This is a genomic window from Flavobacterium sp. ZB4P23 (assembly GCF_003970375.1).
In the GTDB taxonomy this organism is placed as follows: Bacteria; Bacteroidota; Bacteroidia; order Flavobacteriales; family Flavobacteriaceae; genus Flavobacterium.
In genome coordinates, this window is record NZ_RYDK01000001.1 from 19,006 (window position 1) to 31,660 (window position 12,655).

Below are 12,655 nucleotides of genomic sequence, written 5' to 3' on the forward strand. Positions count from 1 at the left end.
TGTATTTTTTATCGTAATGTTTTCAAAAAACAAACAAAATTAACAAACAGATGATTCTTATTTATTACTATTAATTTCCGTTTCAAGTGAATATTCTTCGTTGTCTGACAAATTAAGGAAGGCTTCAGCATAAGTAGTTTCTTGATTTGGGGTAGAATAGATCACCTGTAATTTTCCCTTGCTGTAATCAATACCTGGAATAGTATTGAGTTTAATTTTGGTTTTGCGCAAATTTCCAGGAGCATATACTGCAAAGCCTTTTATTAGTCCCACATTAGTACTAATTCCCTCAGGATAAATATAATTGACATTCAGTTCCCCATAAGCAGATTGATTGCCTGTGCGGTGAATATCCAAGTATAAATCCTGTGATGGCAGCAATGCCAAATTAGATAAGGTCACTGCCGTATTTGCTTGTCCTATCGTAATAATATTGGCGATTAAAATCCCATAAACAGGTGTTAATTGAATGTCTATACTTTTTGGCTTGATCGTATCTGTTGCAGTGGTTTCGTTTTCTAAAAGTTTCGTTTTAGGAACACCTCGAAAATACAGATGAGAGCGGTATTCACCCTCTTTTAATTCGCTGGTTTTGATGAGTTGGATTTTTACGGTTTGCGATTCATTAGGTGCCAGAGTGATAGTTCTGGGATAATAACGGAGATAAGGTGAGGCAAAATTTTGATTTTCTTCTGGTTCTTCTATCGTATTGAATTTACCATCTTCATCCATTTTAATCTGACTGTAGGATAATCTGTAGGTTGTAGTATCTTTCCCGGTATTGGATAAATTAACATTTTGTACCCGGCTTTGAATTCCGTCAAAGACAATGCGTTTTGGGAATACCATTAAATCTCCTTGGGCCAGTAAAGGAAATGAAAAATTTAAAAAAAGAACCAGAATAAGAATACTTTTTTTAGTCATGAGGGTTTTAATTTTGTGGTATTTTGTTTTTCTATTTAATGAATTAAGCTCCTTAAAATTTAATTAAAAAGGGTGTTTATTTCTAAGCACCCTTTTTATTCAATTTAGTTGTAATTTACCGTAACAGCAAAACCACCCGAATTTACATAGGTACCGACCACTTGTGCAAGTCCAACGGTTAACGTAGCTCCAACAGTAAAGGCTTGTGATCCAGCAGTTAAAGTTCCGGAAGTTCCAATTGAACTTACAAAAGAAGCAACTGACATAGTTTTTAATCCTGTACCTGTAGCTGCAGTTGTAAGTTCAAGAGCACTAGTAGGCAATGTAATTGTATAAGCATAAGCTCCTTCACCTGATACTGCAAATGCAGCAGCAGCAGGAGATCCAGTAGCAGAAGTCAATTTAACTCCTCCAGTAGATGATCTAACAGCTGCAGGAGTCATAACAAGTGTACCCCCTTCAGTAGATAAAGTTGCAAAGGAACCAAAATTTAATGCGGTCGAAGTAGTAATTTGAATTGGAGCTACAATAGTTGTAGTGGTACCAGTTGAATTTACTGAAGATGGTGCATTTTGTGCCAAAGCACTTGTACTAAACACAGCAGTCAAAGCCATAATAGATAAAAGTGATGTAATTTTTTTCATTGTAAAATAATTTGGGGTTAAAATTAAGAAGCAAGTGCAGGTTTTGCTCTGGTCCTTAATCAGTTTAAATAATTTGTTTTGTATTAGCAAAAGTGCCAATTCCGGAGCAAATGTATTTAGTCCGTTAATATATGTAAAACGAGAAGTAATAAATGATGGCTACTAAGTCATAAGTGAAAAGGAGCCGAAGTAAGAATTATTTGATAAAAATTTAATAAAATCTTGGTTTTTATTGTGTTCATGCTTTTTAAAGGCTTTAAAAAAACATTAAAAAGTTAAAATTAACTAAAAGGACTTGAATTTTTAATAATTAAAATTCTTATAAAAATGTATTATTGCTACAGTTATGCGTTCATTTATTGTATTTTCTTAAAAGGTTTAAAAAGATAATTTATAAACGAATGGAACTAGTTTCGAAAATTAAAAAAGAGTGTCTTTGCGGTTTAAAACAAGTTGTTTTTAAACGTTTCAAAATTAGCATCATTTGAGTATAATTCGATCCAGAAATTCTTGTGTAATAGGTTTTTGCTGAAAGGAAACTACATTTGGGTCCCTGCAAACACGAATAATATCATGATTATCAATCGTGTTTGAAACAATAAATACTTTAACCTTATTTTTTAAAGTAAGCGGAAATTTATCATAAGCTTCCAGAAATTCAAAACCCGAAAAATGGGGCATATATAAATCTATAAAAATTATCTCAGGCAGCTGACCATGTCTTTCTTGATTTTCTTCTAAATATATCAGTGCTTCCCTTGCAAGTGAAAACTCGACAACCTTTTTTCCAAAATTATTATGGAGAATTATTCTAGAATTAATGTAGCGTTCAATTGGATTATCATCAATTAATAGCACTTTTTCGAATTTTGCTTTCAACTCGGTTTTCATGGTTTTAGTATTTAAGTGCAGTCATACAGGAAATATTTATTAGTTTACAACGAAAAAGAACTCCTATAATTTTGTGTAATTGTTATTCTTTAAGTTTAATAAATTTATTAAAATCATCTTGCCGTCTTTTGGCAACAGCCAAAAGTACACCATTAGGAAATTCGCAGAAATAGCCTTCTTTTTTAGAAATTTTCACTATGTGACGCAGATTAATAATATACGAGTGGTGAATTCTAAAAAAATAGTTGGGATCGAGAATTGTAATATATTCTCCTAAATTTTTACTCGATACGATTTTTTTGCCATTTTGTAGAAAAAAAGTAGTGCACCTTCCTTCGGCCTTACAGTAAATTATTTCCGACATAGGAATGAGTTCAATTTTATCCAAGGAGGAAACCGCAACATAATCGTTTGGCTGATTTAATGAGTTTAATAGCTCAAGTGCCTTGATTACCTGATTTTGATAGGATCGCTCCATTTTAATTCTTTTAATTACTTTGTATACAGCTAAAAGAAGAGAATTAAAATCGACAGGTTTTAAAATAAAATCAATCGCATTTTGTTTAAATGCGATTACAGCATTTTGTTTATCGGCAGAAATGAATACCAGTTTAGGAATACTCTGTTCTAATTCATTGAGCATATCAAAAAAAGTATCATCTGTAAAGGAAATATCTAAAAATACGAGATCTGGTTTTTGTAATTGTATACTATTGATTCCTTCAATTATAGAGCTCGTTTCGTTTACTATTTTAAGAATTATAAAGTTTTCTTTTTCAAATTTTTTAATAATTTGTAAAGTGTCTTTTTCTTTCGTAATAATTACGGCATTAATAGGTATCATAGGTGTGGACTTAAGGGGTAATTGATCTTTAAAACCGATGAATACCATTAGATATTAATCTATAGTATTCATTTTTAGAATGTTATAAAAAAAATAAAATAATATTTTTGTGTATCGAAAATAAAACAATAAATAGCAATAGTACTCAGCAGTTCTTTAAATAAAAACAAAAGTAATAATCGTTACGTTTCCTGTATTAAGTGTTATTAAACAGTGTGTTTTTGCTAAAAAGGGTATCTTTTAGTTAATTTAATTTGGTGTTTCCATTAACACAATGGAATTTCCTATTTTTTATTGTAAAAGGATTGAGAATTTACAATCAAATAGTAGTCTTTTGATACTTTTAATGGTAATTTTAGAATTATATATTTTATTGATTTTAAGAAAGTTAGTGTTTATTTTTGATAAAAAAAAATTTAAAGTATATATTTTCCTTAGAGTCCTAACAGTAGAGTAAGTTAGTTATGATCTGAGATTATTTTATTTTATCTAACCGTGTAAGAGCGCTACACCATCCTTCTCAAAAAATAAACAATTTTAATGAAAAATGGATTTTGAATTTGGCTTTTTATTGAAGTGTTTTGTTTGGTTCAAAACTAAAAATATAATGATGAATAAGCCGATAAACATATTTTAAATATATATGTTTATCTGATACCTAAAGTATATTTTTTTACTACAGATTTTACGCTTTACCATTTTAAAAAATCTATGTATAACCCGGGAATCCGTGCCAGTTTTCTTTTAATAGGAGTAATTACAGAAAGACATAAAATTAAATATGGTTGTCCGTTACTTGTACCAAACTACATTTTACAAATGAAATTTAGCTCTTTTGTTATTTCGACCAAAGTGAGAAATCACATAACGAGAGCAACTGATATGATTTCTCCTCCGTCGAAATGACAAAATAAAACGAAATGGTATTAGTAACGGATAGTCATAAAATTAAAAAAATATTTTTGCATTGTGGTAGCTAAAGATAATTAAACAAGACCGCTCAACTTAATAATGCAATGTAATTTAGCACTAAATTATTTTTCCTTACTTGTAGCAGCCTTATCGGTCAAGAACAATAATTCGCCATCCGATGGTTTAATTAATTGCATAGGATATTTTTCGGGATTATACGCTCCATATAAAACTTCGTTTAAGGCATAGGCTTTATTTTCTCCAAAAGTCACTACTACAATCTGTTTCGCTCTATTAATAAGAGGTGCAGTTAGAGTTATTCGAAACATAGTTTGAGACTCAAGATAATAAGCTGTTACCCACTTATCCTGTTCTTGCAATACGGCTTGCCCTGGAAAAAGAGAAGCAGTATGGCCATCATCACCCATTCCTAATAAAATAAGGTCAAATTGTCCGTCCTCGCCTGTTATATTTTTAATAGATTTTTCATATTCCAACGCATAATCCTCAGGAGTAACACCTTCTCTATACATTGGAAATATATTGTTTTTTGGTATATTTACAAGACTTAGTAGCGTATCGTTAGCCATTTTTGCATTGCTAAGTACATCATCAAGCGGTACCCAGCGTTCGTCACCCCAAAAAATAAAAATCTTTTCCCAATCTATTTTTGTCTTGTAGGAAGCTGTTGCCAAAAGGGCATAGATAGCTACAGGTGAGGAACCGCCGGTAAGCGCTACGACAAAGCGACCGCGTTTCTGTATTGCTTTTTCTGCAGCAGCTACAAATATATTGGCAGCCTGGCTTGTTATGTCTTCCTTAGTATTAAAAATTCTTACCATCAGCTGCTACTTCTACTTGTTTTGTTTGTACTGCTTTCTTATCTTTTTCTGCCTTGTCCGCTTTCTCTGCTTTCTTTCGTAGCTTTTCTTCTTCGGCATCTAGTGTATTTGATGCCCAAGAATGCCCCTGACGAGCAAGTAATTCATTTGCCGCTTCAGGACCCCAGCTTCCAGCTTCGTATTTATGCAGACTTGAAAATTTATCGTTTTCCCAAGCATCCTGAATGGATGTTACCACATCCCAGGCTTCTTCGACCTGATCGGAGCGCATGAATAAAGTTGGGTCTCCCTGTAAAGCATCTAATAAAAGGGTTTCATAGGCTTCAGTTGCTTGGGTAGAGCATGAAAAATAATCAAAAACCATTTCAGCTGGTTTTAACGAAAGAGACAAGCCTTGTTTTTTAGTCATAAACTGCAGTCTAATATCCATTGCGGGCTGAATGTTTATGATTAATCGGTTTGGCATCATTCCTTCTTTTCCAAAAGAAAAAGTAGAATGGGGTACCGGTTTGAATTGTATAACTATCGAGGATTGTTTTTCCTTCATTCTTTTACCTGTTCGAACGTAAAAGGGAACACCTTGCCAACGCCAGTTATCCAAATAAAATTTCATTGCTACAAATGTTTCTGTGATGGAATTATCCTTCACCCCTTTTTCTTGCAGGTACCCAGCTATCGGTTTTCCTTTTATCGAAGCTTTTTCGTACTGGCCTCTCACTGTGTAGTGTTCTACTTCATCAGGAGTTATACGGCGTATTGCTTTTAAAACGTCAGCTTTACGGTTTCTGACCTCATCAGCTTGTAACGAAGTGGGGGCTTCCATGGCAACCATCGTTAAAATTTGCATCAGGTGATTTTGTATCATATCCCTTAATGCTCCGGCACCTTCATAAAAACCACCACGGTCTTCAACACCCACTTCTTCGGCAACCGTAATCTGTACCGAATCAATAAAGTTACGGTTCCAGAGCGGCTCAAACATTGAATTTCCAAAGCGGAAAGCTAGGATGTTCTGTACAGTTTCCTTGCCTAAATAGTGGTCTATGCGGTAGATTTGTTCCTCTTCGAAGGTTTTTGCCAATAGCTTATTTAAGAGCTCGGCAGAACTTTTATCATAACCAAACGGTTTTTCAATAATAATACGATCCTGTTCCGGATTCGCGGCAAGATCTAATTTCTTAATATTATTAGATATGGTTTCAATGAAAGAAGGTGCTATTGAGAGGTAAAAAAGTCGGTTGGCACGTACCCCAAAAGACGCATCTATGGCGTCTAACTTTTGTTTCATCAACACGTATGATTCTTCTTTGTCGATATCATTTTGCAAATAAGAAATATGAGAAGCAAATTGTTCGAACTCTTTTTCGGAGGCTATTTTATTTCTCGAAAACTCATTTAGGTTTTCACTGACATGGTTTCGGTAATGCGCATCACTGTTTTCGGCCCTTCCTAAGGCAATGATCTCAAACTTTTCCGGCATACGACCATCAAGATAAAGATTATAAAAAGCGGGGAAAAGCTTTCTTTTAGCTAAGTCACCGGTAGCTCCAAAAACAAGAATGATGGTTGGGTTTATAGTATTGAGATTATCCATTATGTTCCATTTAAAATTTAGTCATTCCACTCGGTGTGAAATATACCGTTAGTATCAGTACGCTCATAAGTATGAGCCCCGAAGTAGTCGCGCAGTGCCTGTATCAGGTTGGTCGGAAGTTTTTCTGATCGGTAAGCATCAAAATAAGCTAAGGAGTTCATTAGACCGGCAATAGGTATCCCTTTTTGAACGGCAAATTGTACCGTAGACCTAATATTCGATTGATTCTCGTTTAACGTTTTAGCTATGCTATCGTCGAGCAGTATGTTTTTCAGTTTCCCATTTTTGGCATAAGCTTTTCTGAAATCTTCAAGAACTGTGGAACGAATAATACATCCACCGCGCCAAATCTTAGCGATTGTCTCCAAGTTCAACTCGTAATTATACTCTTCTGAAGCTTTCGTTAATAAGGCTAATCCTTGGGCATAGGTAATTAATATGGAGAAATATAAAGCCCCTTTAAGTGTTTCTATGGCTGCAGGCAAGTCAGTATTGGTTTGTTCTGCATTCCAAATTAATTTTGAGGAAGCCTCAATTCTTTCCGGTTTATTTTTAGACATTTCCCTCATTGCAACGGCAGCATCTACGGTTGAAAGGGGAACTTCTAAGTCCATGGCATTTTGAGAAGTCCATTTTCCTGTTCCTTTGGATTTTGCCCAGTCGGAGATTAGATTTATTAATATCTGGCCGTCGGTATCTTTTTTCTTCAGGATGTGTCCTGTTATTTCAATCAGGTAGGATTCGAGTTCGGTGTTATTCCATTCTTCAAATACTTTTTGAATTGTAGTGTCGTCTAGTTCGTATCCGCGTTTCATAAGATCGTATGCCTCTGAAATAAGCTGCATAATCCCATATTCAATTCCGTTATGCGCCATTTTTACGTAGTTTCCTGCAGATCCGTTGCCTAAGTATTCTACGCAAGGTTCTCCATTTACTTTAGCAGCAATGGATTCAAAAATAGGACGTAGCCTTTCATAGGCTTCTTTATTACCTCCGGGCATAAGGCTAGGGCCAAAACGGGCTCCTTTTTCGCCTCCTGAGATTCCCATTCCAAAGAAGTGGATTCCCTTGGCCGATAATTCTGTATATCTACGGTCAGTATCAGTAAAATATGTATTTCCGCCGTCGATAAGAATATCTCCTTTATCCAGGTGGGGCAGTAGGTTTTGAATGACAGCATCAACAGGTTTTCCTGCTGGTACTAATATCAGGATAGCTCTTGGCTGTCTGATAAGTGCAACAAAATCTTCGACGGCTGTTGTGGCTTTGATTCGGTGTTGGGAATTCGCTTCTTCTGTGAGAGAAAGAACTTTATCATCATCTAAGTCTAAGCCAGCTACAGCATGACCTTGGTCGGCCATATTTAAGAGTAGATTACGACCCATTACTCCTAGGCCCACTATGCCAAAATCGAATGTATTCATAATTAGTATGTAAATTTATTATTAGAAAAAAAAAGGCTGGACTTTATTTATAAAGTCCAGCCAAAATTAGTCAATTATTAGGCTACAGTAACACTATTTATAGCTTCTTTTAATGCTTTTGCAGCAGCAGCCGGATCTTCAGCACCATAAATGGCACCACCAGCAACAGCTACATCTGCACCAGCAGCTACAACATCTTTTATTGTACTAATATTCACACCACCTGCTACAGAGAAAGGAACTTTTGCTAGTCTACCTTCACTGATAAGTGTTTGTACAGAATATCCTGCTAATGTTTGTTCGTCAAGACCAGCGTGTAGTTCAACAAAAGCAACTCCAAAAGCAGTTACTTCTTTTGCTCTTTGTACTCTATCTTTAACTCCAATAGTATCAACTACTACTTTTTTACCATATTTTGCTGCAGCTTCTACCGCGCCTTTTACAGTTGCATCATCTACAGCACCCATAACGGTTACTAGATCTGCTCCAGCTTTAAATGCAATCTCAGCTTCTAGAAAACCGGTATCTGCAATTTTCATGTCTGCAAAAATTAATTTGTCAGGGAAAGCAGTTTTCATTGCTGTTACCACACTAAGTCCTTCCGATTTAATAAGCGGAGTACCTAATTCTATAATATCTACGTAAGGTGCTACTTTGTGTGCTAGTTCTAATGCTGCTTCTGTAGTAAGTAAATCAATTGCGACTTGTAATTTTGTCATGTCTAAAATGTTTAAAAAAATTAATAATATTAAAAAAATCGTTATTCCAGGTTGGCGTGTTTGGGCCATAGGTCTTCTTTGGTCAACTTTGATTCTTGCCAAAGCGACATAAAAACGCTCTCCAGGATAAATAATATAAACTGTTCAAAAAGGCTGCCTGCATACTGCTCGGAGACCGAAGCCCCAAAGTCAGTTTTTGTTGCCGCTTTTATGAATATGATATGGTCTGCCACTTCTGCTAATTTACTTTCTGCATCGGCAGTCAGCGCAATAACTGTTGCTTTTTGAGCCTTCGCTTTCACCGCTGATGAGAGTACTGAAGAAGTAGTGCCGGATCCTGATGCTAGCAGTAACAAATCACCTTCAAGAATGGCGGGTGTATTCGTTTCTCCTACTATGAATACCGTATAGCCTAAATGCATAAATCTCATGGCTGCCATTTTTAATGCAAGTCCGCTTCTCCCTGCTGCCATTACAAAAATTCGTTTGGCTGCTTTAATTTCGTTAACCAAAACCTTTATCTCTTGAGGATTAATCTCATTTGCTAATTTTAGGTTTTCCTCCAAAATAACATGCAGATTTTTGTTTGTCAAAGTGTTACTATTCATTTTGTTTTATTTTTAAATAAGCGATACGCTCCTACTATCATTCAAATTAGTACACCAATGAAATTGGGTAATTTTGATCGATTTTTTTTCGAGTGTGTGAGGTATTGCGTGATTGAAATTACAGGATGCCTTTATAATTTTAATTTTTTCTATTCAGAATTAAATAGAATAATAAAGCTGTAATCGATTTTTTGCAACAGTAATTAATCTCTATTTTGAATAGTATTAATTACTGATGCAAAGATAGATCAGAAGGAAAGGAGGGATGTTATATATACAAGACTATGCGGTATAAATTTGCGCCAGGCCATTCTGAAGGTCCGTTGGCGTTTCCTTTAGCTTAGCTCTTACAAATTTATTAAGAGCTGATGGAGAGCTAAACCCAAGGTCAAATGCGATTTCTTTGTGAGAGCGATCCGTAAACAGTAATTGTCTTTTAATTTCGGTAAGGATCCGGTTGTGGATTGCATTTATTGCGGTTTCGCCAGAATATTTTTTATTTAGTGCATTTAACTTTTTAGTGCTGATAGCCAGTTTTAAGGCATAGTATTGTACAGTGCGCTCCATTTTATATTGATGGTTCAAAAGTTTTTTAAAGGCTATATAGGTATTCTGGTCAGGACCTTGAGTGTCCTGATGTAAAACAGGATGTTGGCCATGGATTGATTCAATGAGTCCCAAAAGGAAGATTTTGATATAAAAACGGGCCTGCTCTTTTTTAACTAGGCTAGGGGCATTATAAATATCCTGTATGTTCTTTATAATAGGTAGGACTTGTTCAAATTCTAGGCTAGAAAGTGCGGTACAATTAAGGTGGGCCGATAAGTTTACATTATAGGCACTGAGCTCATTTTTCAATATATCTGAACAGAACAATACTTCTTCAAATAATATAATTTTGCCAGATAAATCAGTTGACAAATTTGACAAAAAGTGGATTTGATCCGGAAACAGAATAGAAATTTTTCCTGAGTTTAATAAATGAATTTTGTCTTCGATATGTACTTTAATACTTCCTGATTCCACAAGTATGATACAAAAATGATCTTTTTTATGTGGTTTCAAATAATCTTCAGCACTTGCTGTCCCAAGGTCAAAAACCCGGAAGGACAAATTTTTATCATCCGTTTTTTGAATGTTTTTTTTAATCTCAAACCTCTCTAAGTACATAGGATATTTTTTATATAAGTGCTGAGTGCGCTCTAATAAACGACTTTAATGCATCAAGTTTATTATAGAGTCATTTTAAATGATGCTTGTAAACCTAATTTATTAAATTTAAAACACTTCTTTAGTACAATTTTCATTAGTAGCTTTTCAATAATAGCTTAATAATCAAGGGATTTTAATTATAAAAGGGAGTGTCAGTAATTTTAAACATTAAAGATCAAGGACAAATATACTCTTTTCTTATCTTAAGATATTGATTCAGCTTGAAATTAGGCTCAAAACTAGATTCAGTACGGTTCTTAGAGCACTAATAATGAATTTTAATTTTTATATTGAAGGAACTAACATTACCCGCGAAAAGAGTGAAACATAAATACCTTAATTTTAACGGATGAAAAAGTACGTAAAATTGATGATCAACTTTCAAAAACTAAATTATTATGAAAACACAAAACGATAAAAAATTAGATAATCCAGTTTGGTTTTCGTTATTAGAAACGCATCAAAATTTTGCTATGAATTCTGGCAATATAAAATTCTATCCTCCGGATTATTGCCCGTTTGGTGGTTTTGAAAAAGGCGATGCTATTGCTAAGTCTATCGATAAATACGCTGCAATGGTTGATAATTTCTTTATTGTTGGAGAAAAACCAGAATTTTCAAATCTATTGACGATTAATAAAGAATTGGTTTGCCTTCAAATGATTGTTTACAATCCAATCGACATTCTAATTAATGATCGAATCATACAACTGACTGACGAACATATTGATGCTTTATATGCGTTGGTAAATTTGGTGCAGCCAGGGTATTTTAAAAAGAAAACCGCTTTATTAGGCAATTATTATGGTATTTTCAAAAACAATAAACTTGTTGCCGTGAGTGGTGAGCGCATGCAAATGAATGATTTTATCGAAGTCAGCGCAGTAGTAACACATCCCAATCACACCGGAAAAGGATACGCCAAACAATTAGTTGCCCATACAGTAAATGAAATTTTTAACCAAAATAAAACACCTTATTTACATGTAATTGAAGACAATAGCACAGCCATAACACTCTATCAAAAACTGGGTTTTACAATCAGGCAAAAAATTAGTTTTTGGTATATTACCAGGTAAACTTGTGGATTGAGAACAATTTTGTAAATCCTGAAAATGCACTAGCTGAGTCCAACTCAAAATCTGGGCAACAATAACTTAAAAAAAATCATCATAAAAGAGTTTTTTTTAAATGATTATAAGTAGCAAGAAAGATATATTGTCGCAATTATTAAAAAGAGTTTTTGCCACAGATTGTAAGGATTAAAAAGATTTTTAAAAATCTGGGAATCTGTGGCAGTTATTTAGTTATTACCTCTGGGACTTTGCTTCGAGGTAGTTTATTAAAAAAGGACTAAAAACTAAGTACTTAAAACAATATTTTTCAATAAAAAACTAAACTTGAGTTTTTTACGTAACTATTATTATTAGAAACTAATATCAATAATTATGACTAGAAAAGAATTTTTTTCCAGAGTAGGATTTGGAGCAGCAACAGTTTTACTACCTGCTTGTATTGCTGGTATGGCCGTGAGCTGTAGCTCCGATGATACAAATTCAGGTCCATCAGGTACCACCAACACGACACCTCCAGCAAGTTCAAATTTCACAGTTGATGTAAGCATGGGGACTTTAGCTAAAAACGGAGGTTTTTTAGTAACCCAAGGAATAATTATCGCTAGAACCAACGCAGGTGATTTTCTAGCAGTCTCTGCTGCATGCCCTCATGAGGGAGTTATTGTTAATTATGATGAAGCAGGTAACAAATTTGTTTGTCCAAGACATAATTCTCAATTTACCAGTAAGGGAGTAGTTACAATTGGGCCTGCAGTGTCTAATTTAAAAGAGTACAAGACTTCATTAGCAGGAACAGCACTGACTGTTTTTGTGTAATAAAATTAAAACAAAGAGCTATAAGTAAGTCGAAAGTTTAAAAGTCGTAAAGTCAAAAGAATTAACTTTAAGTAAAACAGCTTTAAATCAGATTTTTACATGATTTTATCCTGATTTTAAAATACGACATTATACCATGGTTATTACTT

Annotated in this window: 12 protein-coding genes; 2 read left to right on the forward strand and 10 right to left on the reverse strand. The window is 34.3% G+C overall.

Annotated elements, in window-relative coordinates:
• Positions 1 to 57: 57 nt before the first annotated feature.
• The 10 genes from EKL99_RS00080 to EKL99_RS00125 all read right to left on the reverse strand — a co-directional run bounded on the left by EKL99_RS00080 (position 58) and on the right by EKL99_RS00125 (position 10,572).
• Positions 58 to 924: a molecular chaperone gene (locus EKL99_RS00080; RefSeq protein WP_126563684.1), complete on the reverse strand. Its 867-nt coding sequence runs from the start codon at positions 922 to 924 to the stop codon at positions 58 to 60.
• Positions 925 to 1,028: 104 nt separating this feature from the next.
• Positions 1,029 to 1,568: a DUF4402 domain-containing protein gene (locus EKL99_RS00085; RefSeq protein WP_126553430.1), complete on the reverse strand. Its 540-nt coding sequence runs from the start codon at positions 1,566 to 1,568 to the stop codon at positions 1,029 to 1,031.
• A 480-nt stretch (positions 1,569 to 2,048) separates the two neighbouring features.
• Positions 2,049 to 2,459, reverse strand: coding sequence for a response regulator (locus tag EKL99_RS00090; protein WP_126459254.1), 411 nt, complete (start codon positions 2,457 to 2,459; stop codon positions 2,049 to 2,051).
• 82 nt (positions 2,460 to 2,541) lie between these two features.
• Positions 2,542 to 3,303 (reverse strand): LytTR family DNA-binding domain-containing protein, encoded by a 762-nt coding sequence (locus tag EKL99_RS00095; protein ID WP_126576150.1) that lies wholly within the window; start codon positions 3,301 to 3,303, stop codon positions 2,542 to 2,544.
• A gap of 1,034 nt (positions 3,304 to 4,337) precedes the next feature.
• Positions 4,338 to 5,057 (reverse strand): 6-phosphogluconolactonase, encoded by a 720-nt coding sequence (pgl, locus tag EKL99_RS00100; protein WP_126576151.1) that lies wholly within the window; start codon positions 5,055 to 5,057, stop codon positions 4,338 to 4,340.
• Positions 5,041 to 6,651: a glucose-6-phosphate dehydrogenase gene (gene zwf, locus EKL99_RS00105; protein WP_126459263.1), complete on the reverse strand. Its 1,611-nt coding sequence runs from the start codon at positions 6,649 to 6,651 to the stop codon at positions 5,041 to 5,043. Before zwf ends, pgl begins: the two co-directional genes overlap by 17 nt.
• Positions 6,652 to 6,668: 17 nt before the next feature.
• Positions 6,669 to 8,075, reverse strand: a complete 1,407-nt coding sequence (gndA, locus tag EKL99_RS00110) for an NADP-dependent phosphogluconate dehydrogenase (protein WP_126576152.1) — start codon at positions 8,073 to 8,075, stop codon at positions 6,669 to 6,671.
• Positions 8,076 to 8,152: 77 nt separating this feature from the next.
• Positions 8,153 to 8,794, reverse strand: a complete 642-nt coding sequence (gene hxlA, locus EKL99_RS00115; protein ID WP_126563688.1) for a 3-hexulose-6-phosphate synthase — start codon at positions 8,792 to 8,794, stop codon at positions 8,153 to 8,155.
• A gap of 41 nt (positions 8,795 to 8,835) precedes the next feature.
• Complete coding sequence (hxlB, locus tag EKL99_RS00120; protein WP_126576153.1) at positions 8,836 to 9,402, reverse strand: 6-phospho-3-hexuloisomerase; 567 nt, start codon at positions 9,400 to 9,402, stop codon at positions 8,836 to 8,838.
• 282 nt (positions 9,403 to 9,684) lie between these two features.
• Positions 9,685 to 10,572 carry a helix-turn-helix transcriptional regulator gene (locus tag EKL99_RS00125; protein ID WP_126576154.1) on the reverse strand — a complete coding sequence of 296 codons (888 nt, stop codon included), beginning with the start codon at positions 10,570 to 10,572 and terminating at the stop codon, positions 9,685 to 9,687.
• Positions 10,573 to 11,012: 440 nt separating this feature from the next.
• Here EKL99_RS00125 and EKL99_RS00130 point away from each other — a divergent pair, with 440 nt between their 5' ends.
• Both EKL99_RS00130 and EKL99_RS00135 read left to right on the forward strand, forming a co-directional pair.
• On the forward strand, positions 11,013 to 11,693 hold the full coding sequence (locus EKL99_RS00130; protein WP_126576155.1) for a GNAT family N-acetyltransferase: 681 nt from the start codon (positions 11,013 to 11,015) through the stop codon (positions 11,691 to 11,693).
• A gap of 369 nt (positions 11,694 to 12,062) precedes the next feature.
• Complete coding sequence (locus EKL99_RS00135; protein WP_126553417.1) at positions 12,063 to 12,506, forward strand: ubiquinol-cytochrome c reductase iron-sulfur subunit; 444 nt, start codon at positions 12,063 to 12,065, stop codon at positions 12,504 to 12,506.
• Positions 12,507 to 12,655: the final 149 nt, after the last annotated feature.

Coding starts and splice junctions, on each gene's coding strand:
- EKL99_RS00080 (WP_126563684.1), bottom strand. CDS start 924: ATGACTAAAAAAAGTATTCTTATTCTGGTTCTTTTTTTAAATTTTTCA.
- EKL99_RS00085 (WP_126553430.1), bottom strand. CDS start 1,568: ATGAAAAAAATTACATCACTTTTATCTATTATGGCTTTGACTGCTGTG.
- EKL99_RS00090 (WP_126459254.1), bottom strand. CDS start 2,459: ATGAAAACCGAGTTGAAAGCAAAATTCGAAAAAGTGCTATTAATTGAT.
- EKL99_RS00095 (WP_126576150.1), bottom strand. CDS start 3,303: ATGATACCTATTAATGCCGTAATTATTACGAAAGAAAAAGACACTTTA.
- pgl (WP_126576151.1), bottom strand. CDS start 5,057: ATGGTAAGAATTTTTAATACTAAGGAAGACATAACAAGCCAGGCTGCC.
- zwf (WP_126459263.1), bottom strand. CDS start 6,651: ATGGATAATCTCAATACTATAAACCCAACCATCATTCTTGTTTTTGGA.
- gndA (WP_126576152.1), bottom strand. CDS start 8,075: ATGAATACATTCGATTTTGGCATAGTGGGCCTAGGAGTAATGGGTCGT.
- hxlA (WP_126563688.1), bottom strand. CDS start 8,794: ATGACAAAATTACAAGTCGCAATTGATTTACTTACTACAGAAGCAGCA.
- hxlB (WP_126576153.1), bottom strand. CDS start 9,402: ATGAATAGTAACACTTTGACAAACAAAAATCTGCATGTTATTTTGGAG.
- EKL99_RS00125 (WP_126576154.1), bottom strand. CDS start 10,572: ATGTACTTAGAGAGGTTTGAGATTAAAAAAAACATTCAAAAAACGGAT.
- EKL99_RS00130 (WP_126576155.1), top strand. CDS start 11,013: ATGAAAACACAAAACGATAAAAAATTAGATAATCCAGTTTGGTTTTCG.
- EKL99_RS00135 (WP_126553417.1), top strand. CDS start 12,063: ATGACTAGAAAAGAATTTTTTTCCAGAGTAGGATTTGGAGCAGCAACA.